Raw genomic sequence first — 23,739 nt, forward strand, 5'->3', positions numbered from 1 at the left:
TCGCCGCAGATATGGCCGGGGCTGCTATGCAGCCCTTTCGCGACGCAAGGCCGCTCCTACAACGACCGAGTTGCTGAACGGCCACCTGCCTTTTCCATGATGGCCATCCGATAAGCGTCCATTGCACCCACCCCCTCCCCTCTGCAACAATCGCGAATAATTATCGTTAGTTAATGCATTCGTTCCGGGGGGACGCTGCTTGTCTTCTGCACAGAGCCCACACGCCGATCTGGTCGGTGCGCTGTACCGCGACCACCGCGGCTGGCTGCTCGCCTGGCTGCAACGCAGCATGGCCTGCCGCCAACGTGCCGAAGACCTGAGCCAGGACACCTTCGTGCGCCTGCTCGGCCGTGAGCAACTGGATACGCCCCGCGAACCCCGCGCATTCCTGGCCGCCGTGGCCAAGGGCCTGATGTTCGACCACTTCCGCCGCGCCGCGCTGGAACAGGCCTACCTGGCCGAACTGGCCCTGATGCCGGAAGCCGAACAACCTTCCCCGGAAGTGCAGCACCTGATCCTCGAGGACCTCAAGGCCATCGACCGCCTGCTCGGCAAGCTGTCGAGCAAGGCCCGTGCAGCATTCCTGCACAATCGCCTGGACGGTATGAGCCATGCCGAAATCGCCGAGCGCATGGGGGTTTCGGTGTCGCGGGTGCGCCAGTACATCGCCCAGGGCATGCGCCAGTGCTACGTGGCCCTGTACGGGGAGCCGACGTGAGCAGTGCACCGGTTTCGTCCCGGGTGCTGGAAGCCGCCATTGCCTGGAAACTCAGCCTCGACAACGGCAGCGGCACACCCGACGAGCGCAGCGAATTCATGCGCTGGCATGCCGCCAGCGAGGAGCACGCCCGCGCCTGGCGCCAGCTCGGCGCCATGGACCAGCGTGTGAGCGCCGCTGCCGGCCCGGCACGCCAGGCCCTGCTGCAATCGCGCGCCGGCCTGCGCCGACGCATCGGCAAGGTCGGCGGCGGGCTGGCCGGCATGTTTCTTTTGGGCTCGCTGCTGGCCTGGGTCGGCGCACCATCGCTGGCACCGAGCTACTGGCTGGCCGACCAGCGTACCGCCACCGGCGAACTGCGTACCCTGCGCCTGGAAGACGGCACCTTGCTGAGCCTGAACAGCCACACTGCCGTGGATATCGACTACGCCGGCGAGCAGCGGGTAATCGTGCTGCACCAGGGCGAGATTTCGGTCGAAACCGGCCATCAGGACCCGCGCCCGCTGCTGGTGCGCACCGGCGATGGCCGCCTGCGCCCGTTGGGCACGCGCTTCCTGGTGCGCCGTGAGGACGACGGCACGCGCCTGGAGGTGTTGCAGGCCTCGGTCGCCGCCATGCCGCTGAACAGCGGCGACGAACAGGTGCTGCGCGAAGGCCAGCAGGTGCTGATGAACGCCAACGGCCTTGGCCGGATCGGCACGGTGCCAGCCGGTGCCGACGCCTGGACCCGCGGCATGCTGGTGGTGGACAACGTGCGCCTGGCTGACCTGCTGGCCACGCTCGGCCAGTACCGCAGCGGTTACCTCGGGGTGGACGAGCAAGTCGCCGACCTGCGTGTGACCGGCAGCTTCCCGCTGACCGACACCGACCTGGCGCTGTCGTCGCTGGTGCCGGCACTGCCGGTGAAGGTCGAGCGGCATACGCCGTGGTGGGTGACCGTCGTTCCCAAGTAGGCCTGCACCGGCCTCTTCGCGGGTAAACCCGCTCCCACAGGATTGCACCAGCCTCAAAGCCCCCGCGATCCCTGTGGGAGCGGGTTTACCCGCGAAAGGGCCGGTACAGGCAAAAACCAACTTCAAATAATTCTCAATTTATTTCAGATTCGCCCTGTCACTTTTCAAATCTCGCTCGGCAAGGAAGCAGAAAGCACTTATCCGTCGAGGAGCCGCTGCATGTCCCGTGCTGTTGATCGTATCCTGCGCCCCAGCCTGATGGCCTTGGCCATCGCCGTGGCCGCGCCATTGGCCAGCCCTGCCCTGTTCGCCGCCGAGCAATCCGCTCAGCGCGCCTACGACCTGCCCAGCGCCCCGCTGGCCACCACCCTCAACCAGATCGCCAGCCAGGCCGGCATCACTCTGGCCATCGACCCGGCACTGGTCAGCGGCCGCACCTCGGCCCCGGTGAGCGGGCAGTACGATGGCCTTGGTGCCCTGCAGGCCGCCCTGCGCGGCACCGGCCTGCAGCTGCAGCAAAGCAGCGTGGGCAGCTACAGCCTGGTGGCTACGCCGGAAGGGACACTGGCGTTGCCGGAGACTGCGATCAATGCCACTTCCAACTATGAAAGCGCCTGGGGGCCGGTAGAGGGTTACACCGCGACCCGGACAGCAGCTGGCACCAAGACCGACACCGCGATCGCTGAACTCCCCCGCTCGGTAAGCGTGATCACCCGCCAGCAGATGGAAGACCGGCCGGTGCTCAGCCTGAACGATGCCCTTCGCTACACCGCTGGCGTGCAAAGCAGCGGCTATGGCTCCGACTCGCGCAGCGACTGGTTGCTGGTACGTGGTTTTGAGCCTACCCAGTTCCTCGATGGCCTGCCATTGCCCAAGGGCAACTACGCCACCCCCAAGATCGAACCCTGGAACCTGGAGCGCATCGCCGTGCTGCGCGGCCCGGCTTCTTCGGTCTACGGCCAGACTCCACCAGGCGGCCTGCTGGACATGACCAGCCGTCGGCCGCAATTGGAAAGCAGCCACGAAGTCGAAGCCCAGGTTGGCAGCAATAACCACAAGCAGATCAACTTCGACAGCACCGGCAAGCTCGACGATGCAGGCCAGTTCCTGTACCGAGTGAGCGGCACCGTGCGTGACAGCGGTGCGCCGGTAGACCACATCCCGGACAAGCGCTACAACATCGCGCCCAGCCTGACCTGGAACATCAACGACGATACCAAGCTGACGTTCATCAGCCAGTACACCCGCGATGACACCGGCATCACCGGCCAGTTCCTGCCACTGCAAGGCACCAAGCTGGATAGCCCCGCAGGCAAGATTTCGCACCACAAGAACCTGGGCGACCCGGATTGGGAGTCCTACGACCGCACCTACTACCACCTGGGCTATGCGTTCGAGACCCGCCTGAACGATACCTGGCAGTTCCGTCAGAACCTGCGCTACGCGCGTAACGAACTGGACTTCAAGGGCATTACCGCCGGTGGCTCGATCTGGCCAGCCGGCCCGGACGAAGCTGTCAGCGCCGATGGCACCGTGCAACGCACCGCCGGTATCGTCGAGGAGGACATCTCCCAGTTCGCCCTGGACAACAACTTCCAGGCCGACTTCCAGACCGGCCAGGTTGCCCATACCCTGCTGCTGGGTCTCGACCACCAGCGCTCGGACAGCAATGCCCGCTGGCGCTGGGGCTCGGCTGGTGTGCCACCGAGCAATATCCACAACCCAATCTACGGTCAGGATTTCTCGAACGTTCAGTACTTCGACATGTACGACTACGACCAGAAAACCCAGCAGACCGGCCTGTATATCCAGGACCAGATGGCCCTGGACAACTGGCGCCTGACCCTTGGTGGCCGTGAGGACTGGGTGCACACCGGCACCACCTTCCACAACCAAGGCGATGCCACCAACACCCAACGCGACAAGAAATTCAGTGGTAACGCAGCACTCAGCTATGTATTCGATAACGGCCTGACGCCTTACATCTCCTATGCCGAGTCGTTCCAGGCCGCCACCGGCTCCACCGTCAACAGCACCGATGCCTTCAAACCGACCGAAGGCAAGCAATACGAACTGGGCATCAAGTACCAGCCTCCAGGCAGCAATAGCCTGTTCACCGCTGCTGTGTTCGACCTGACGCAGGAGAACATGTCTGTGACCGAGGGTGGTGTAACCCGCCAGGTTGGCGAAGTGCGTGTCAAAGGCCTGGAGCTGGAGGCTACCTCGGATGTGACCGAGAACCTCAAACTGGTGGGCTCGTACACCTACAACGACAGCGAAATCATCAAAGGCACCAGTGACGAGAAAGGCAAGCGCATGGCGCAGGTGCCGCGCAACCAGGCCACTGCCTGGGCTGACTACACCTGGCACAGCGGACCACTGGATGGGTTTGGGGTCGGCGTTGGCGTGCGCTACGTGGGCGACACCTACGGTAATACCACTAACACCGATTGGGGCCATGTGGGGTCCTACACCGTCTACGACGCATCGGTGCACTACGACCTGGGCCGCCTGAACAGCACCCTCAAGGGAGTGACCGTAGCCGTGGATGCGAAGAACCTGTTCAACAAGGACTACTTGTCTACCTGTGACGGGTACTACTGCTACTACGGCGACGAGCGCAACGTGGTGGCCAGTGTCAATTACAAGTTCTGAGTGAACGGGGGCCGCTTTGCGGCCCTTTCGCGACACAAGGCCGCTCCTACAGGAAAACGTGCTCCCCTGTAGGAGCGGCCTTGTGTCGCGAAAGGGCTGCGCAGCAGCCCCAGCTTCCGACAGGCAAAAATCGGTACCGTGATGAAAAGCCCAACCATCCGCCGCTGGTCGGTGATCCACACCTGGAGCAGCCTGGTCTGCACCCTGTTCCTGCTGTTGCTGGCAGTCACCGGCCTGCCGCTGATCTTCCACCACGAACTCGAACACCTGCTCGGCGACGCCCCCGAACTGCGGGAAATGCCGGCCGATACACCACACCTCGACCTGCAGCAGTTGGTGATCAAGGCCGAGCAGCACCTCCCCGGCGAGGTCATGCAGTACTTCGGCTACGACGAGGACGAAGCCAACGGCGTAGTGGCCATAACCGCCGCCACCGCCGGCACCGATCCCAATTCGTCGCACACCTTCATGCTCGACGCCCGCACCGGTGAAGCCGTGGCCATGCCGGCCGCCAACGGCGGCTTCATGATGACCATGCTGCGCCTGCACGTGGACATGTTCGCCGGCCTGCCCGGCAAGCTGCTGCTGGCCTTCATGGGCGTGCTGTTCGTCGTGGCGATCATCTCCGGCACCGTGCTCTATGCACCGTTCATGCGCCGCCTGGACTTCGGCACGGTGCGCCACGGCAAATCCCGTCGCCTGCGCTGGCTCGACCTGCACAACCTGATCGGCGTGGTCACCTTGGCCTGGGCTCTGACGGTAGGCGTGACCGGTGTCATCAGCGCGCTGTCGGACCTGGTCATCGCCGCCTGGCGCAACGACAGCCTGGCCGCCATGGTTGCCCCGTACCGTGATGCCCCACCGCTCACCGAACGCGCCCCGGCCACCCACCTGCTGACCATCGCCGAACAGGCCGCCCCCGGCATGCGCCCGGACTTCATCGCCTTCCCCGGCACACGCTTTTCCAGTGAGCACCACTATGCGGTGTTCATGAAGGGCGCCACGCACCTGACCTCGCACCTGCTCACGCCCGTGCTGATCGATGCGCGAACACTGGCGGTGACCGCCGTCGGCGAACGCCCCTGGTACATGGATGCCATGGGCCTGTCGCAACCACTGCACTTCGGCGACTACGGCGGCCGGCCAATGCAAATCCTGTGGGCGCTACTCGATGTGCTGACCATCATCGTCCTCGGCAGCGGCTTGTACCTGTGGTGGGGCAAACAACGCACGAAGCGGGAGGCGCGGGCATGAGCCACAGGTCACAGCCGACCTGGCGCATCTTCGTCTGGCCGATGGTCGTGGCCTTGCTCACTGCCGTGGGGCTGTTTGCCGCCTTGCTGGGGGACGGGGTCTGGGACAGCCTGGCCTGGCTCGGCCTGGGGGTGTCGGCGGCTCTCGGCCTGCAAGGTTTCTACCCTCGTCCACGGCAGTAACCGGGTAATACCCGCACCCTCTTTTGCCGCGACATGGTTGGCTCCCATTTTCCAAGGAGCCATACCATGACACCCTTGCAGCGCCTCGAAGCGCTCGATCAACAACTCATCGCCCTTGAGCAAGGCAAACCCGAACTGGCGGGCGAAACGGAACCGGCCGCCATGCGTCAGCGTTTTTTTGGTGACCTGGCAGCGTTCTGGAACGACCCTGTCGAAGCAGGCCACAGCCGCGTCCGGCAACTGCGCGAACTGCGTCATGAGCAACTTCTGGCCGAACTGGAACTGCGCCTCGCCGACCAGACCCTGGACTACAGCCACATCAGCCTGCTGCGCACCTCCCTGGAGCTGCCGCTACCCTGGCAGCGCAACCACCTGCCAGACACCCACCGGGCCCAGGTTTATCGGCCGGTATTCAACCGCTCAAGGCCCCATGGCCGGTTGCCGTTACCCGGCGTGCTGGTATTGGTGGCAGACGCACCGGAAGGGGCCGTTGCCGAGCCTGCAACAGCCACAGGCCAGGCACTGCTGTGCAGCGTTTCTCATGGCGTTGAAGGCTTCGCCAACCTGGCCGAACTGCATAGAGAGCTGTGCGAGCGCCTGGACGACCCCATGCAAAGCCGGCCAATGCTGCAACTGCTACCCCGCCTGCAGGATCAGCAACTGATCCGGTGTGCCGACCGGCTGCGCTACGAGTGGTTTACTGGCGACCTGGTCGAACAACAGGCCACTGACGTGATCGACGCGCAGCATCAACGGCTTACCATCGCCTGGCACGCCGCCTGGGCGCTTGACCAGAATCCGAATCTACCGGCACTGAAAAGCACCCTGGCCAAACAGCAGTCACTGACCGATCTCATGGGCAGCCAATATGCGTTGTCCACCCGTTATGCGCTGCTGCTGGAAAAACACCTGCCCGCCTGGCTGCGCCAAAGCTCCACGCAAAGCCTGACGCACATCATGCAAACGATCCAGGAGCTCGCCGGGGCCATCACCCAGGCTGCTGCACCCGGCCTTTTGACCCTGGAGGCATTCGGTAATCGCCACCACCTGCTGGCATGGGTGCGCGAACGCCTTGGCAAGGCGCTGCGGCGCGAATTCTCCATCGACTTGCCTGCCGAAAAAGTCTGCATAACCGTCACGCTTGCACACCGCACCGGCCCGCTGATCAACCCGCTGGCACCTTCGGGTTACGTGGCCGTTGCCAACCGTCGCCATGTCGGTGGCACCATCGAACTGGTAACCACCACCTACCGCCTGGACGAGCTGGCCCTGTTGAACATCGGCTGGTTCGACGTCGATTACTGGCTGACTGCCCGGATACACAACGAGGACGGTTCCACGCTGGAATCAATATCCGCGGAAGGGGTAAAGCGCCTGGTGCGTGAGCTGGACGCCGGCAGTGGCTACATCCGCTACCTGCGAACCCACCTGCTGGAGTCTCCAGGTGCGCGCTGGCGCATGCAATGCCACGGCAACATGAACCGCGCCCGCATGCGCGCCGAGGCGGCCAAGGCCCGCTATGCCAGGCACTTTCTGAACGATACCCACGAGCGGGGCTATCGCTGGGTCAAGGCCGTCACCGACCACCCCGACAACAATTGGCGCCCTACCATCGACGAGCATCGTATCGCGGTGCGCCAACTGATCATCGACGGGCACACGCTGCAAGGGGTACTGCTGCTCAATGCCGAGAGCGACAACCAGCCGTCGCTGGTGCTGTATACGCCGGACGCTCCCGACCGGCGCGCATGGCGTGAATACCCCGATACCCGGGCGCTGCTCAGAACCCTTCGCAGCACGCCTTCCTTGCGAAAGTACCTGATCCAGCGCGCGCCTCTGGCTGATGGCAAGCGGCTCGACAAGTTGGTGCGCAAAGGCCGCCTCGGGCCATATGTGCAAAGACCAATGATCAACGGCAACCTCTTCGATGCCCTTTACAAGGCCCAGGTCCACGCCATGATCGCCGAGGCCGATACCAACAGCCGCAGCAACCGCGAGCTGCTCGGCGAGTACGGGCTGTCGACGCTGCGCCTGGTTCTCGACATGATCAGCCTCGTGCTACCGGCCCCGACAATGTCAGCCCTGGCCTTCGGCCGTATGTCGATTTCGCTGTGGGACGGCTTCGAAGCCCTGGAAAAAGAGGATTACGCAGCAACCTTCCACCACGCCATGGCCGCTTTGAGCCACAGCGCCGACGGGTTGTCCAGTTTCGCTGGCTCGCCCCTCATGCGCAGGGCCATGCGCGGCCTGCCACCGCAACCCCCGCGCCCACTGCCGAAAACCCACGAAGCGGCCGTGGACGTTAGCAAGCTGCGCTACCGGATCGACGGGGTTCATGGCGAGGAAGTGTACGAACAGATCAACAGCGTGCCAGGTCCGGACCGGTACTTCGTCAAGGACAGCCAGGGGCGGTTGTACAACGTCCACTTCGACGGCTATCGCTGGAGGGTGCTCGACCCCAGGCAGCCGGATGCCTACGCGCAACTGCCGATCAAACGGCTGCGCAATGGCAATTGGGTGGTCGATTCCATCGTGCTATGGCATGACGGGCTACCTGACGTAGCCCAGCTGTTGGAAGAGGTACGCCTGCAACCGCCGCTCGAGGGCGAACCGGTGGCAGGGGAAGCCGACCTGCACGACGCCGGGGGGCAACTCTATCTGCAGCTGGGTGACCAGCAGTTGCCGGTTCGTCGGCACCTGCTCGCCGGGCATTACCATCTGCTGCTGCCCGAGAAGGCACTGGGCGCAGTCCACGCCTGGGCAGTACTGCGCCAACAGGGCGGCCAATGGCGTATTCGCGTGCGCCAGCCAGGCCGCAGCAGCGACTGGCTGGCACTGCCGGCGGATTACTCGGCCAGCTTGGGCAGCAGCCGGTCCAGCCGCTGATGCAAGGCACTGCCACTCGGCCAGTTGCGCAGCAGCCGCGCCCGATCACGGGCGTAGGCCGGGGCGAAGCTGAGCTGGGTGGCGTGCTGGCACATGGCGTCGAGGTCGATCAGCGACCACTGGCCGTTGTGCCAGAACAGGTTGTGGCCCTTGAAGTCGCCGTGGCTGATACGCTCGCGAATCAGTTGCTGCATCACATGCACCAGGGCATCCACCTGCTCCTCGGGCGCATCGCCGTTATCCACGTAGGGCGCGAAACATTCGGCCAGGTCCGGGCCATCGACATACTCGGTGACCAGGTAGGCACGGCTTCGCAGCCCCATCACCCGCTGCTCCAGCACCGCGAGTGGACGCGGCGTGGCAATGTCGAGGAACTCCAGGCGGTGGCCTTCGATCCAGGAATGCCAGGCCCGGCTCGGGCGCCAGAAGCGCTTGAACCAGTGCGCGGTGTTCTTGATGTTGTAGCGTTTGAGCACCAGTGTGCGGCCGCCAACCTCGATGCGCGCCACGCTGGCCGCACCACCGGTCTTGTACAGGTGGCCCTGGTCAATCAACGCGTCAGCCTGCTCCAGCACCGGCAACATGGCTTCGGCCTCGTCGCGGCGGACTGCCCGCAAGCCCGAAAGGCTGCGCTCGACACTGAACAGGCTGCATTCACGACCAGCCTTTTCCAGGTAATCCTTCTGGCGCCAGCTGCGCACCTTGTCCACCTGCTTCTGCAAGGCTTCCAGCGGCAGCGCATGCTCGGCGTTGGCCAGCAGGTAGTGCACCAGCAGTTCTTCGATGAACGGCTCCAGGCGCTTGGGTAGCTGGGCGAAGAACACCCCCAGGTTTTCCAGCACACGTGGGCGCGACAGCTGCTGGCCAGGCGTTTCGGCCTTGATGCCGGCGCCGTCGATCAGGTACAGCTTGCCGCCGTGGCGCAGCAGGTTGTCCAGGTGCAGGTCTTCCTGCCACAGGCCCCGGGCGTGCATGTGCGCCACTGCGGTGAGCGCCTCGCCCAGCACCAGGTGCTGCTCGTCGGCCAGTACCGGCAAGCTCTCCACTGCCGCCCAGGCATCGGCCAGGCTTTCGGCACCGTCGAGGAATTCGAACAGCAGCCAGCCGCCCTCGCCTTCCTTGAGGCCGTCGGCCAGCAGCTTCGGCGTGGTCAGGCCCTGCTCGGCCAGCAGCTTCACGCCTTGCAGTTCGCGCTGGAAATGCCGTGCAGCGTTACCACCGACCAGCAGCTTGGCCAGCACCGGGGTACCGCGCCACACGCCGGCGCCCACATAGCGCTGGCCCGGCAGCACGCGCAGCAGGCTGAGCAATTGCAGGTCGGCCATGCCGGCGGCATCGGCCAGGGTGATGCTCAGGGGCAGCGAGGGGCTGCGCCCGGCCTCTTTCAATTCAGACAAACGCATCAGCGGGCCTCTTTTTCACGACGGCGTTGCGTCAGGCGTTGCAGCCAGGTATCGACCAGCGTGCCATCGGCAGGCTGCGCCAGGTAGCTGGCCAGCAAGGTACGTACATCACGCTCGCTCCAGACCGGGGCACGACGCAGCAGCGGCTCCAGGTCCTTGAGACGGTCACGCATGCCGAACAGCAGGGGGCGGGTCTTCTCCAGGTCGATCAGTTGCGCGTCCCAGCCTTCGCGGCGCTGGCGCAGGAAGATGTGCTTGGGGTAGAAGCAGCCATGCACCTGGCCGGCGCTGTGCAGGGTGCGCGCCAGCTGGCCGCAGGCCTGCAGGACGCCATTGCGTTCAGCATCGCTCAGTTGTGGCCACTGGGCCAGCAGGCTGTCGAGGTCGGCCCATTCGTCCAGGGCGCGAGTCATCAGGATCGCCCGGTGCGTGCCACCTTTCTTGCGCTCGCCATAGAACACCGCCTGCAAGGCCGGAATGTGCAGCTTCTGGTAACGGCTGATGTTGCGGAATTCGCGGGCGAAGGTCGGCTCGCCGAATGGCCGGTGCAGGGTACGGGTCAGGTAGTCGCTCTGGCGCTTGAGGTAGTAGCCCTTGCCTTCGAGTTCCAGGCGGAACACGCTGCTCCAGCCTCCGCGGCCGGTGTTCGGTTCGTCCACGGCATCCAGTTGCAGTGCCCACAGCGCCTCGAAGTCATCCAGGCCATGGCGTTTGAGCAGCGCGAGGTCCGCGCTGGCCAGGTAATCGGTCATTCCCTTCCCTCGAAAAAGCTCACCACCTGGCGAATGCGCTTCTTGTCACGCACATTCAGCCGGTCGCGGCCACGGTATTGCAGGTAGAAACGCAGGCGCTGGGTTGCCGACAGGTGGTATTTGGCCACTTTGTCCAGGCACGCCAGGTCCTTGATCATCCGGTGCCGCCACATGAAGCCGCGCCAGAAATCGCCGGTGGGGCAGTCGATGAAGAATAGCGTGCCCTGGTCGTCGACCAGCAGGTTGCGCCATTTCAGGTCGTTGTGGGCGAAGTGGTGCTGGTGCATGACCCGGGTGTGGCGCGCCAGCTGGCTGCTGACATGCCCGACCCAGGCGCGATCGGCCAGGCGTGCATCGTTGCGCTCGGCCAGCGCCGACAGGTCTTCGGTGCGCGGCAGTTCGCGGGTGATCATGGCCCCCCGGCCAAAGGCCAGGCCATTGCGCTCCAGGCCCCAGGCCACCACTTCGGCAGTGGGGATGCCCCACTTGTCGAACTGCTTGAGGTTCTGCCATTCGGCCTTGATCCGCGGCCGGCCCAGGTAACGGCGCATGTGCTTGCCGGCCCCGGTGTAGCGCTTGACGTAGTAATTGACCCCGTCACGCTCGATACGCACCACCTCGCTGATCGGGTCGCGGGTCAGGCGCTCGCCTTGCAGGGCAAATACCGCTTCCAGGCTGCCGAAGTCCGCCGCCAGGTGTTCGTAGCCCGGCGCCAGTGTCCACCCCGCCATCAGAGTGCATCCCCATAACGTTGTTTGCGGTCATAGAGTTTCTGCGCCTTGCGCTCCAGCCAGGCGAGCAGCGAGGCTTCATCCTTCAGGACCTGCCGCAGCGGGCGCTGGAAGTAACCGCGCAGGAAGCGCAGCTTGTCGCGCTGGGTCAGGCCGATGTCCAGCGCCGAGAAGTACAGCGCGGCCAGGTCCTTGTCGCGCCAGCGGCGGCTGATTTTCGCCCGGGTCTGCGCGCGGTGCAGGTCGATCACCGACAGTTTGAAGTCGTCCGCCGTCACCGGGCGGTCGGTGTGCAGCAGGAAGTGGCAGATGTAGCAGTCGCGGTGGTTGACCCCCGCGCGGTGCATGCCGCCGGTCATCTTCGCCACTTCGGCGATCAGCGCGCGCTTCAGGCGCGGCTCGGGCGGCTGCCTGACCCAGTCGATGCTGAAGTCTTCCAGGCTGATGGTCGGCGCCAGTTCTTCGGTGATGATGAACGAATGCTGCGCGGCCGGGTTGCTGCCACGCTCGCCATAGGCGACGGCAGTCATGGTCGGCACGCCAACCTGGTGCAGGCGCTGGATGGCCTGCCATTCCTGGCCGGCGCCAAGCACCGGCAGCTTGGCGGTAAGCAGGTTCTTGAATATCTCGCCCCAGCCAATGCCGCGGTGGATCTTGACGAAGAAGCCCTCGCCAGCGACCTCGGTGCGCAGCGTGCGGCGCCCTTCCAGTTCGCGATAGACCTCGCCTTGCAGCGCCTCCACAGCATCGAAGGCATCACGCCCGGCCCACAGGCGCTTGAACGGTTCGGCCAGTATCAGCTTCATGCGGACTCCTGCCCCAGGATCACGTCGGCGGCATGCTGCGGCATGCTGTACAGATCGGCGGTTTCAGCAAACGCCAGGCCGTTGCGCGACCAGCTGGCGCGGGCCTGTTGGTCTTCAAGCATACGCTGCAGGTAACCATTGAGCTGTTCCTGCTCGAACGGCTCGTCCAGCACCAGGCCGCTGTCGGCCTCGGCAATGTAGTGGGCGTAGCCGCACACCTTGGAGACCAGCACCGGCAGGCCGGCCACCAGCGCCTCGAGCAGCACCGTGCCGGTGTTCTCGTTGTACGCCGGGTGGATCAGCAGGTCGGCGCCCAGCAGGAAACGCGGGATGTCGCTGCGGCCCTTGAGGAACTGCACCTGCTCGCCCAGGCCCAAGGTAGCGCTTTGCAACTGGAACACCTTGGGGTCATCCTGGCCGATCACCATCAGCCTGGTGCGCTTGCGCAGGGCCGACGGCAGCGCGGCCAGGGCCTTGAGGCTGCGGTCAACGCCCTTGGTCTTGAAGCCCGAGCCAATCTGCACCAGCAGCAGGTCGTCATCGCCCAGGTTGAATTCCTTGCGGAACTCGGCGCGGATTTCGCCGGCATTGGCCGGCGCGCGGCGGTCCTGGGAAATGCCCGGCGGCAGCAGGTGGAAACGCTCTACCGGGGTGCCGTAGTGCTTGATGAACAGCGGCTGCTGCACTTCGGAAATCATCAGCACTTCGGTATGGGCGTCCTTGGCGAACACCGCACGTTCGTACTCGGCAAAGTGCCGGTAGCGGCCCCAGCGGCGGTACAGGCCGCCACGCAGGGTCTGCGCCTTGTCCTCGAAGCAGCCGTCGGCGGCGTAGTACACGTCCAGCCCAGGCATCTTGTTGAAGCCGATCAGGCGGTCGACCGGGCGCTTGGCCAGGTCGGCGGCCATCCAGGCGCTGAGCTTCTCGTTGCGGCGGTGATTGAAAATCGCCTTCACCGGCGCCACCAGCACTTCGAAGCCCGGCGGAATGTCACCCTCCCAGATCAACGTGTACACACGGATCTGGTGGCCCCGCTTCTGGCATTCCAGGGCAATGCGCATGAAGTCGCGCTGCAGCCCGCCAAAGGGGAAATATTTGTAAAGCACGAAAGCCAGTTGCATCAACGGACATCCTCAGCCAGCAGCAACGCGCTCAAGCGGCTCGCCACATGCTCGGGATTCAGGCGAGTGAAGCACAATGGCCACTCGCGTTTCAGATCGAACCGGCGCAGGTCATCGGCGCTCGGTTTGTAAGTGCACTTTTTCTGCAGGCAGGGCGCGCAGGGCCAGTCACTGGCCTGGTGAATCTGGGTCCGTCCGTAGGCGCCGGTCAGGCCCGGGTTGGTCGGGCCGAACAGCGAAATGGTGGGCACATCGAGTGCCGCCGCCAGGTGGCCGAGGCCGGTATCGACCGCCACGCAGGCTTTTGCCGCCGCCAACACGCGTGCGACACCGGCAAGGTTCAATTTGGGGAGCACCTGGCAGTTGTTCAAGCCCTGGGCGATACGCTCGGCCCGCGCCTTCTCGGCCGGGTTGCCCCACGGCAGGCGCACTTCCAGCTTGCGCCGGCCCATGCGCTCGGCCAGTTCGCGCCAGTAGGCTTCGGGCCAGTGCTTGGTCGCCCAGGTGGTGCCATGCAGGAACACCACATAGGGGGCGGCCGGCGGCAGTTGCAGGCGCTCGAGGTCGAGGCCGTAGTTGCCGATGCCTTCCGGCAGGTCGTAGGCCAAGGCCATGGCGAACAGCTGGCGCACCCGCTCCACCGCGTGCTGGCCGGTGGCAACCGACAGGCGCCGGTCATAGAAGCGGCTGGCCCAGCCTTCGCGGGCCGAGTAGCGGTCCAGGCCGGCCACCGGCGCCTTCACGTAGCGGGTCAGCCAGGCCGATTTGACCAGGCCCTGGGCGTCGATCACCAGGTCGTACTTGCGCTCGCGTACACGTTGCTTGAATGCCTTCCACTCGCCGCTCTTGATGGTTTGCCAGAGGTTCTTGCGCCAGCGGCGAATGGCCACCGGGATCACCTGGTCGACCGCCGGGTGCCAGCTGGGGATTTCGGCGAAGCCTTCTTCCACCACCCAGTCGAAGCGGATGCCCGGGATGGCGTGGGCGGCATCGGTAAGCGCCGGCAAGGTGTGGATCACATCACCCAGCGACGAAGTCTTGATGATCAGTACCCGCACTTAGTCGACCTCGGCCACGGTATCGATCAGGTCCGGCCCGGTCAGGCTGTGCAAAGCAGCGATGACTTTGCCCGGTTCCAGCAAACGCAGGCAGTTGTAGTGACCGAAGCGGCAGGTGCGGTCGAAGCACGGGCTGCACTCGATGCCGGTGCGCACCACTTCCACGTGCTCGGCCAGCGGCGGGGTGAAGCCTGGCGAGGTCGAGCCGTACACCGCCACCATTGGTCGGTTCAGCGCGGCGGCCACGTGCATCAGGCCCGAGTCGTTGGACACCACGGCATGGGCGCAGGACATCAGGTCGATAGCCTCGGCAAGCGAGGTTTCGCCGGCCAGGTTGGACGACTCTTCACGCAAGCCCGGGATCAGCCGGTCGCGAATCTGCTCACCGACCGGGTGATCGTTCTTCGAGCCGAACAGCCACACCTGCCAGCCCTGGCGGATCATCGCATCGGCCACGGTGGCGTAGTGCTCGGCCGGCCAGCGCTTGGCCTCGCCGAACTCGGCACCGGGGCACAGCGCCAGCACCGGGCGGTCCAGCTCCAGGCCGAACTTGGCCAGGGCGGCGTCGCGGCTTTGCGCTTCGATCTGCAGGCTGGGGCGCGGGTACGGCTGCGGCAGCTCGGTGCCGGGCGCGTAGGCCAGGGCCATGAAGCGCTCGATCATCAGCGGGTAGCGGGCCTTGTCCAGCTTGCGCACGTCGTTGAGCAGGCCGAAGCGCATTTCGCCACGCCAGCCGGTGCGCTTGGGGATACCGGCAAAGAACGGCACCAGCGCCGACTTGAGCGAGTTGGGCAGCAGGATGGCCTGGTCGTACTGGCCGGCCAGGGACTTGCCGATGCGTCGCCGCGTGGCCAGTTCCAGTGCGCCGTGGCCGAGCGGGAAGCTCAGGGCCTGACGGACCTCGGGCATGCGTTCGAGGATCGGCCGGCTCCACTCGGGGGCCAGCACATCGATCACGCAGTCGGGGTGCTGCTGTTTCAGGCACTGGAACAGGGTCTGCGCCATCACCATGTCGCCGACCCAGCTGGGGCCAATGATCAGTATTCTCATGCTTAGTCCAGAAACGCTCGGGGAGGCTACAGGCTGCGGTACAGCCTGGCCTCCCCTCTTTATATTCAGGCTATGTGGCGGACAGTGTACCACCGGTGGTGAGGCATGAGCCTTTGGGGCTGCTTTGCAGCCCATCGCGACACAAGGCCGCTCCTGCAAGGGAATGCGATCTCCTGTAGGAGCGGCCTTGTGTCGCGATGGCCGCAAAGCGGCCCCAGCAATCTCAAGTCAAACCCAATTCACCCCAGATCCGCCGCACCTCACGGCGTTCATCGGCAAACTGCGCCGCATCGATAACCCCGGCCTGCTTCTGCAGGGCCTGGCGGTGCGAGGCCGAGCGGAACGCCTTGTACACTTCACGCAACAGCACCGCGTCACTGGCCGGCATCAAACCCGCCTGCTCCAGCTCTTCCAGAATGCGGATGTTGTCGGTCCATCGGAGTATGGCCGGGTGGTCGTGGGACCAGGCCAAAGCGGCGTATTGCACCATAAATTCGATATCGACGATACCGCCGGCATCCTGCTTGATATCGAACGGCACACCGGCCTCGAAGGCGTTTGCCGCGGTACCGGCTGCGGTGGCCTTGGTGCCGAGGTTGTCGCGCATCTTGGCGCGCATTTCGCTCACTTCGCTGCGCAGTTTTTCCAGGTCGCGGGCCTGGCCCAGCACCTTGGCGCGCACGCCTTCGAACGCCGTGCCCACCTGCTTGCAGCCCACCAGCACCCGGGCCCGCACCAGGGCCTGATGCTCCCAGGTCCAGGCCTCGTTCTGCTGGTAGCGCTCGAACGCTCCCAGCGAACTCACCAGCAGGCCCGAGGCCCCCGACGGGCGCAGGCGCATGTCCACGTCATACAGCTGGCCCGAGTTGGTCTGGGTGGTCAGCAGGTGAATGATGCGCTGGCCCAGGCGGGTGAAGAACTGCGCACTGTCGATCGGCTTGGCGCCGTCGGTTTCCGCCTGCGGGTCGCCGTCATGGATGAATACCAGGTCCAGGTCCGAACCGTGACCCAGCTCCAGGCCACCTACCTTGCCGTAGCCGATGATGATGAAGCCCGGGTCGCACAGGCTGCCGTCGCTGCGCTTGGGCTGGCCGTGGCGAGCCACGGTCTGGCGCCAGGCCAGGGCCAGCACCTGGTCGAGGATGGCCTCGGCCAGCCAGGTCAGGTAGTCGCTGACTTTCATCAGCGGCAGGTTGCCGCTGATTTCCGAGGCGGCCACGCGCAGGCTGTGGGCCAGCTTGAAGTGGCGCAGCGCCTCCATTTGCTGTTCCAGGTCGTCCTCGGGGATGCGCGTCAGGCGCTCGCGCAGTTCGCTGGCCAGCTCCGGCGCCAGTGGCGGGCTGAACAGGCGGCCTTCATTGAGCAGTTCATCGAGCAGCAGCGGGTAGCGGGCAATCTGCTCGGCAATCCACGGGCTGGCGGCGCACAGGGTCAGCAGGCGGCGCAAGGCGCCGGGGTTTTCGGTCAGCAGCACCAGGTAGGCAGAACGGCGTGCCACGGCCTCGACCAGCGGCAGCACGCGCTCGAGCACCAGGTCGGGGTTGTCATGTTCCACAGCCTGAGCCAGCAACCGCGGGATAAAGGCGTCCAGGCGCTCACGGCCAATCCGCTGCATCGAACGCAGCTGCGGGCTGGAGCGCAGCGCGGCCAGGCGCCGCAGGGCTTCGGCGGGCTGCTGGAAACCGGCCTCCTGCAGCTGACGGCCAGCGGCATCTTCATCCTGCGCCTGCTCCCACAGCGGCGACCATTCGCCACCCACCACCAGCTCGCCCTCGCCGTCTTCATCATCCGGGTCGGCGATCACCTGGCGGAAGTGCCAGTCAATCCGGCCACGCCAGTGCGTCAGCTGGTCATGGAAGCTTTGCCAGTCGGCATAACCGAGCATGTAGGCCACCCGCGCCTTATCGGTCTCGCTGTCCGGCAGCATCTGCGTCTGGCGGTCGGCGATGGCCTGGATGGCGTGTTCGGTATAGCGCAGGAACTCATAACCCTCGCGCAACTCGGCGACCACGGCTGGCGGCAGGTAGCCCTGGCCCTCGAGGGTGGCCAGCACTTTCAGCAGCGGCCGCTGTTGCAGGCTGAGGTCGCGCCCGCCGTGGATCAGCTGGAAGGCCTGGGCGATGAATTCCACCTCGCGAATGCCACCGGCACCCAGCTTGATGTTGTCGGCCATGCCCTTGCGCCGCACTTCCTGCTGGATCAGCTGCTTCATGGTGCGCAGCGCTTCGATCGCGGAAAAGTCCAGGTAGCGGCGGTACACGAACGGCCGCAGCATCTCCTGCAGCTGCGCGCCGGCCGCCTGGTCGCCGGCCACCACCCGCGCCTTGATCATCGCATAGCGTTCCCAGTCACGGCCCTGGTCCTGGTAGTACTGCTCCAGGGCATTGAAGCTGAGCACCAGCGCGCCGGCCGAGCCATACGGGCGCAGGCGCATGTCGACGCGGAACACGAAACCGTCGACGGTGACCGGGTCCAGCGCCTTGATCAGGCGCTGGCCCAGGCGGGTGAAGAACTCCTGGTTGTCCAGCGAGCGCTTCACCCCTTCGGTTTCGCCGCCTTCGGGGAAGGCGAAGATCAGGTCGATGTCCGACGACAGGTTCAGCTCCACCGCGCCCAGCTTGCCCATGCCCAGCACCACCATGTGCTGCGGCTGGCCGCTGCGGTTGCCGACAGGCGTGCCGAACTGCTGGCAGTGGCGCGGGTACAGCCATTGGTAGGCTTCATCGATGGCGGCGTCGGCCAGGTCGGACAGGTCGCGGCAGGTTTCGCCCAGCGCGGCCTGGCGGGTGATGTCGCGCCAGATGATGCGCAACTGTTGGCGGTTGCGCTCGCGGCGCAGGTTGCGCGCCAGCTCGTCCTCGCTCTGCGCCGCCTGGGCGGCTGCAGCAATGTGCCCGCGCAGTTCACCCGCGGCGTAACGCCGATCCAGCTCGCCACTGGCCAGCAGGCCGAACAGCATGGCCGGCTCGCGCCGGACCAGGCCGAGCACGAAGTCGCTGGCGGCGGCTACCTGGTCGAACTGTTGCCGGTGCAGCGGGCTCCAGGCCTGGAGATCGAGTTCCGGGTGGGCAGCCACCGCATCGCTGATGAATTGCTGGTTGCGCGCGACCAGCGGCTGCAGGGTGGCGGGCAGATCGGACGGCAAAGGTAGGCGCATGGTCTATCCTTGATCGGCGTGAAATAGAGGGGAAGAAGCGGCCAAGGGGAAGCCGGACCACGGTTGGACTGTCGTACAAAAGTTGGAAATAGCTGAAAGAAACGAAAAATTGGCAACAAACATCAAGAGTTACCCGTTCGCGACACAATGCCAACCAACATGAACGTTTTTCCTCACAAGCCAGCATGCGACGAAACGTCGCACAAATGTAGTTTTACTACTACTCGTGTCGTGTAAAAGCATGAAATGCGAAAGCAAATGTAGTAAAACTACACGGCGCCGGAGGACACCCCGGTAATCCAAGAATTCACGACGTCTGCCCATAAGGCCAGTCGCAATCTCAGGCAATCGATTCTGGTTGCCTTTCCGCCCTGGAGCAAGCCATGCAAGACCTCGATCCAATCGAAACCCAGGAATGGCTGGATGCCCTGGAGTCGGTCCTCGACAAAGAAGGCGAAGACCGCGCTCATTACCTGATGACCCGTATGGGCGAGCTGGCCACCCGTAGTGGCTCCCAGCTGCCGTATGCGATCACCACGCCATACCGCAACACCATCCCTGTCACCCACGAAGCACGCATGCCTGGCGACCTGTTCATGGAACGCCGCATTCGCTCGATGGTGCGTTGGAACGCCCTGGCCATGGTCATGCGTACCAACCTGAAAGACTCGGACCTGGGCGGACACATCTCCAGCTTCGCCTCCAGCGCCACCCTGTACGACATCGGCTTCAACTACTTCTTCCAGGCCCCGACCGAAGAACACGGCGGCGACCTGATCTTCTTCCAGGGCCACGCTTCGCCAGGCGTCTACGCCCGTGCGTTCATGGAAGGCCGCATCAACGAAGACCAGATGAACAACTTCCGTCAGGAAGTGGACGGCAACGGCCTGTCTTCGTACCCGCACCCATGGCTGATGCCTGACTTCTGGCAGTTCCCGACCGTTTCGATGGGTCTGGGCCCGATCCAGGCCATCTACCAGGCACGCTTCATGAAGTACCTGGAAGCCCGTGGCTACATCCCGGCGGGCAAGCAGAAGGTCTGGTGCTTCATGGGCGACGGCGAGTGCGACGAGCCGGAATCCCTGGGTGCAATCGCCCTGGCCGGCCGCGAGAAGCTGGACAACCTGATCTTCGTCATCAACTGCAACCTTCAGCGCCTCGACGGCCCGGTTCGCGGCAACGGCAAGATCATCCAGGAACTCGAAGGCGTGTTCCGTGGCGGTGGCTGGAACGTCAACAAGGTCGTCTGGGGCCGTTTCTGGGACCCACTGTTCGCCAAGGACACCAACGGTGCCCTGCAGCGCCGCATGGACGAAGTCATCGACGGCGAGTACCAGAACTACAAAGCCAAAGACGGCGCGTACGTTCGCGAGAACTTCTTCAACACCCCAGAGCTCAAGGCCATGGTCGAAGACCTGTCCGACGAAGAGATCTGGAAGCTCAACCGTGGCGGCCACGACCCGTACAAGGTCTACGCGGCGTACCACCAGGCGGTCAACCACAAGGACCAGCCTACCGTCATCCTGGCCAAGACCATCAAGGGTTACGGTACCGGTGCCGGCGAAGCCAAGAACACCGCGCACAACACCAAGAAGGTCGACGTCGACAGCCTGCGTCACTTCCGTGACCGCTTCGACATCCCGGTCAAGGATGCCGACCTGGAGAACCTGCCGTTCTTCAAGCCGGAAGAAGGTTCTGCCGAAGCCAAGTACCTGGCCGAGCGCCGTGCTGCCCTGGGCGGTTTCGTGCCACAGCGCCGCGCCAAGAGCTTCAGCGTACCGACCCCGCCACTGGAAACGCTGAAAGCGATCCTGGACGGCTCGGGCGACCGCGAAATCTCCACCACCATGGCCTTCGTGCGTATTCTGGCGCAGCTGGTCAAGGACAAGGAAATCGGCCAGCGCATCGTCCCGATCATCCCGGACGAAGCCCGTACCTTCGGTATGGAAGGCATGTTCCGCCAGCTGGGCATCTACTCGTCGGTCGGCCAGCTCTACGAGCCAGTCGATAAAGACCAGGTGATGTTCTACCGCGAAGACAAGAAGGGCCAGATCCTCGAGGAAGGCATCAACGAAGCCGGCGCCATGTCGTCGTTCATCGCTGCCGGTACCTCGTACAGCTGCCACAACCAGCCGATGCTGCCGTTCTACATCTTCTACTCGATGTTCGGCTTCCAGCGTATTGGCGACCTGGCCTGGGCCGCTGGCGACAGCCGCACCCGTGGCTTCCTGATCGGCGGTACCGCCGGCCGTACCACCCTGAACGGTGAAGGCCTGCAGCACGAAGACGGTCACAGCCACATGATGGCGGGCACCATCCCGAACTGCCGCACCTACGATCCGACCTACGGCTACGAGCTGGCGGTGATCATCCAGGACGGCATGAAGAAGATGACCGAAGAGCAACAGGACATCTTCTACTACATCACCGTGATGAACGAATCCTACCAGCAGCCAGCCATGCCGGCCGGTGTCGAGGAAGGCATCATCAAGGGCATGTACCTGCTGGAAGAAGACACCCGCGAAGCCGCGCACCACGTACAGCTGATGGGCTCCGGCACCATCCTGCGCGAAGTCCGCGAAGCAGCGAAGATCCTGCGTGAAGAGTTCAACGTCGGTGCCGACGTGTGGAGCGTCACCAGCTTCAACGAACTGCGTCGCGACGGCCTGGCCGTGGAACGCGCCAACCGCCTGAAGCCTGGCCAGAAGCCACAGCAGACCTACGTCGAGCAGTGCCTGAACGGTCGCAAGGGCCCGGTCATCGCCTCCACCGACTACATGAAGCTGTTCGCCGAGCAGATTCGCCAGTGGGTACCGAGCAAAGAGTTCAAGGTCCTGGGTACCGACGGTTACGGTCGCAGCGACAGCCGCAAGAAGCTGCGTCACTTCTTCGAAGTCGACCGCCACTTCGTGGTGCTGGCTGCCCTGGAAGCCCTGGCTGACCGCGGCGAGATCGAACCAAAGGTTGTTGCAGACGCTATCGTCAAGTTCGGTATCGACCCGGACAAGCGCAACCCACTGGACTGCTGAGGAGTATTTTTAAGTGAGCGAACTCATTCGCGTACCTGACATCGGCAGCGGTGAAGGTGAAATCATCGAGCTGTTCGTCAAGGTCGGTGATCGTATCGAGGCTGACCAGAGCCTGCTGACCCTGGAGTCCGACAAGGCCTCCATGGAGATCCCGGCCCCGAAAGCCGGCGTCATCAAGGAGCTGAAGGTCAAGCTGGGCGACCGCCTGAAAGAAGGCGACGAGCTGCTGGTCCTGGAAGCCGAGGGCGCCGCTGCTGCGGCCCCTGAGGCCCCGGCCGCAGCCCCGGCCCAGGCTGCTGCGCCGGCTCCGGCCGCCGAAGCCGCCCCTGCCCCTGCAGCAGCCCCGGCTGCCGCCAGCGTGCAGGACATCCACGTGCCGGACATCGGCTCGTCGGGCAAGGCCAAGATCATCGAAGTGCTGGTCAAGGTCGGCGACACCGTCGAAGCCGACCAGTCGCTGATTACCCTGGAGTCCGACAAGGCCTCCATGGAAATCCCTTCGCCGGCTGCCGGCGTGGTCGAAGAAGTACTGTGCAAGCTGGAAGACGAAGTCGGCACTGGCGACCTGATCTTCAAGCTGAAAGTCGCGGGCGCTGCCCCGGCTGCTGCTCCGGCACCTGCCGCTGCTGCTGCCCCGGCCAAGGCTGAGGCGGCTCCGGCCGCCGCACCTGCCGCTGCTGCCCCGGCTGCTACCCCTGCACCGGTTGCTACCGCACCGGCTGCCGGCAGCAACGCCAAGGTTCACGCAGGCCCGGCGGTTCGCCAGCTGGCCCGTGAATTCGGCGTCGACCTGGGCGCGGTTGCCGCGACCGGTCCGCACGGCCGCATCCTGAAAGAAGACGTGCAGGTCTACGTCAAGGCGATGATGCAGAAGGCCAAGGAAGCACCGGCAGCCGCTGGTGCAACCGGTGGCGCCGGCATCCCGCCGATCCCTGCCGTGGACTTCAGCAAGTTCGGTGAAGTGGAAGAAGTGGCCCTGACCCGCCTGATGCAGGTCGGTGCTGCCAACCTGCACCGCAGCTGGCTGAACGTGCCGCACGTGACCCAGTTCGACTCCGCCGACATCACCGAGCTGGAAGCCTTCCGCGTTGCGCAGAAGGCCGTGGCCGAGAAGGCTGGCGTGAAGCTGACCGTGCTGCCACTGCTGCTCAAGGCCTGCGCCTTCCTGCTCAAGGAACTGCCGGACTTCAACAGCTCGCTGGCGCCAAGCGGCAAGGCCATCATCCGCAAGAAGTACGTGCACATCGGCTTTGCCGTGGACACCCCGGACGGCCTGCTGGTCCCTGTGATCAAGAACGTCGACCAGAAGAGCCTGCTGCAACTGGCTGCCGAAGCGGCTGCGCTGGCCGAAAAAGCCCGCACCAAGAAGCTGTCGGCCGACGAGATGCAAGGCGCCTGCTTCACCATCTCCAGCCTCGGCCACATTGGCGGCACCGGCTTCACGCCGATCGTCAACGCGCCGGAAGTGGCTATCCTGGGCGTCTCCAAGGCGACCATGCAGCCGGTCTGGGATGGCAAGGCATTCCAGCCGAAGCTGATGCTGCCGCTGTCGCTGTCCTACGATCACCGTGTGATCAACGGCGCTGCCGCCGCGCGCTTTACCAAGCGCCTGGGCGACGTGCTGGGCGATATCCGCACCATGCTGCTGTAAGGCAGCCCACTGCCCCTCCCCGCGAGGGGCAGTACCCTTTTCGAGCTGCCACGCTCGTACCTCAACCCCGTCGATTGGCGGGGCTTTTTTTTGCCTTGAGAAAGCCGGGAGGGCTTTGCCCTCCTATCGCGACACAAGGCCGCTCCTACAAGGTACCGCGATCGCCTGCGATGGGCTGCAAAGCAGCCCCGGAAATATCAGCCAGACTACAGATTCCCACCCACCAGCCGATAACCCGTCCACAGCATCACGCATGGCTGCTTGCCAGCCCCCGGGACATGATGCAACCTTGCCAGACCTGCCGCCCCCAAGGCCGCGTTTCCTCTTCAAGCG

The 23,739-nt window shown here is 64.6% G+C and carries 16 protein-coding genes; 8 read left to right on the forward strand and 8 right to left on the reverse strand.

Annotated elements, in window-relative coordinates:
• The first annotated feature begins 199 nt into the window (after window positions 1–199).
• The 6 genes from CAG00_RS09215 to CAG00_RS09240 all read left to right on the forward strand — a co-directional run bounded on the left by CAG00_RS09215 (window position 200) and on the right by CAG00_RS09240 (window position 8,648).
• On the forward strand, window positions 200–718 hold the full coding sequence (locus CAG00_RS09215; RefSeq protein ID WP_025337420.1) for an RNA polymerase sigma factor: 519 nt from the start codon (window positions 200–202) through the stop codon (window positions 716–718).
• A complete protein-coding gene (locus CAG00_RS09220) occupies window positions 715–1,671 on the forward strand; it encodes a FecR domain-containing protein (RefSeq protein ID WP_085664103.1) in 957 nt (318 codons plus the stop codon). Before CAG00_RS09215 ends, CAG00_RS09220 begins: the two co-directional genes overlap by 4 nt.
• 219 nt (window positions 1,672–1,890) lie before the next feature.
• Window positions 1,891–4,326 (forward strand): TonB-dependent siderophore receptor, encoded by a 2,436-nt coding sequence (locus tag CAG00_RS09225; RefSeq protein WP_085664104.1) that lies wholly within the window; start codon window positions 1,891–1,893, stop codon window positions 4,324–4,326.
• Between the two features lie 141 nt (window positions 4,327–4,467).
• Window positions 4,468–5,580, forward strand: a complete 1,113-nt coding sequence (locus CAG00_RS09230; RefSeq protein WP_085664105.1) for a PepSY domain-containing protein — start codon at window positions 4,468–4,470, stop codon at window positions 5,578–5,580.
• Window positions 5,577–5,762: a hypothetical protein gene (locus tag CAG00_RS09235; protein ID WP_085664106.1), complete on the forward strand. Its 186-nt coding sequence runs from the start codon at window positions 5,577–5,579 to the stop codon at window positions 5,760–5,762. Before CAG00_RS09230 ends, CAG00_RS09235 begins: the two co-directional genes overlap by 4 nt.
• Before the next feature lie 66 nt (window positions 5,763–5,828).
• Window positions 5,829–8,648 carry a dermonecrotic toxin domain-containing protein gene (locus CAG00_RS09240; protein WP_085664107.1) on the forward strand — a complete coding sequence of 940 codons (2,820 nt, stop codon included), beginning with the start codon at window positions 5,829–5,831 and terminating at the stop codon, window positions 8,646–8,648.
• Here CAG00_RS09240 and CAG00_RS09245 read toward each other — a convergent pair.
• From CAG00_RS09245 to glnE, 8 genes are all read right to left on the reverse strand, one after another.
• A complete protein-coding gene (locus CAG00_RS09245) occupies window positions 8,609–10,051 on the reverse strand; it encodes a lipopolysaccharide kinase InaA family protein (protein ID WP_085664108.1) in 1,443 nt (480 codons plus the stop codon). The genes CAG00_RS09240 and CAG00_RS09245 overlap by 40 nt on opposite strands.
• Complete coding sequence (locus CAG00_RS09250) at window positions 10,051–10,803, reverse strand: lipopolysaccharide kinase InaA family protein (protein ID WP_085664109.1); 753 nt, start codon at window positions 10,801–10,803, stop codon at window positions 10,051–10,053. The genes CAG00_RS09245 and CAG00_RS09250 overlap by 1 nt, the downstream gene beginning before the upstream one ends.
• On the reverse strand, window positions 10,800–11,534 hold the full coding sequence (locus CAG00_RS09255) for a lipopolysaccharide kinase InaA family protein (RefSeq protein WP_025337412.1): 735 nt from the start codon (window positions 11,532–11,534) through the stop codon (window positions 10,800–10,802). The genes CAG00_RS09250 and CAG00_RS09255 overlap by 4 nt, the downstream gene beginning before the upstream one ends.
• The gene (rfaP, locus tag CAG00_RS09260) at window positions 11,534–12,340 is read right to left on the reverse strand and encodes a lipopolysaccharide core heptose(I) kinase RfaP (protein WP_085664110.1); all 807 of its coding nucleotides are present in this window, start codon (window positions 12,338–12,340) and stop codon (window positions 11,534–11,536) included. The genes CAG00_RS09255 and rfaP overlap by 1 nt, the downstream gene beginning before the upstream one ends.
• Entirely contained in the window at window positions 12,337–13,461 is a 1,125-nt protein-coding gene (locus CAG00_RS09265) for a glycosyltransferase family 4 protein (protein WP_013970538.1), read from the reverse strand. Before CAG00_RS09265 ends, rfaP begins: the two co-directional genes overlap by 4 nt.
• Window positions 13,461–14,519 (reverse strand): lipopolysaccharide heptosyltransferase I, encoded by a 1,059-nt coding sequence (gene waaC, locus CAG00_RS09270; protein WP_015268679.1) that lies wholly within the window; start codon window positions 14,517–14,519, stop codon window positions 13,461–13,463. The genes CAG00_RS09265 and waaC overlap by 1 nt, the downstream gene beginning before the upstream one ends.
• A complete protein-coding gene (gene waaF, locus CAG00_RS09275) occupies window positions 14,520–15,569 on the reverse strand; it encodes a lipopolysaccharide heptosyltransferase II (RefSeq protein WP_085664111.1) in 1,050 nt (349 codons plus the stop codon).
• A gap of 223 nt (window positions 15,570–15,792) precedes the next feature.
• Window positions 15,793–18,726 carry a bifunctional [glutamate--ammonia ligase]-adenylyl-L-tyrosine phosphorylase/[glutamate--ammonia-ligase] adenylyltransferase gene (gene glnE, locus CAG00_RS09280; protein WP_085664112.1) on the reverse strand — a complete coding sequence of 978 codons (2,934 nt, stop codon included), beginning with the start codon at window positions 18,724–18,726 and terminating at the stop codon, window positions 15,793–15,795.
• A 383-nt stretch (window positions 18,727–19,109) separates the two neighbouring features.
• Between glnE and aceE the strand changes: the two genes are divergently transcribed.
• Both aceE and aceF read left to right on the forward strand, forming a co-directional pair.
• A complete protein-coding gene (aceE, locus tag CAG00_RS09285) occupies window positions 19,110–21,755 on the forward strand; it encodes a pyruvate dehydrogenase (acetyl-transferring), homodimeric type (protein ID WP_085618446.1) in 2,646 nt (881 codons plus the stop codon).
• A 13-nt stretch (window positions 21,756–21,768) separates the two neighbouring features.
• A complete protein-coding gene (gene aceF, locus CAG00_RS09290) occupies window positions 21,769–23,406 on the forward strand; it encodes a dihydrolipoyllysine-residue acetyltransferase (protein WP_085664113.1) in 1,638 nt (545 codons plus the stop codon).
• Window positions 23,407–23,739: the final 333 nt, after the last annotated feature.

The sequence above is a fragment of the Pseudomonas sp. B5(2017) genome (assembly GCF_002112825.1).
Lineage (GTDB): Bacteria > Pseudomonadota > Gammaproteobacteria > Pseudomonadales > Pseudomonadaceae > Aquipseudomonas > Aquipseudomonas putida_Z.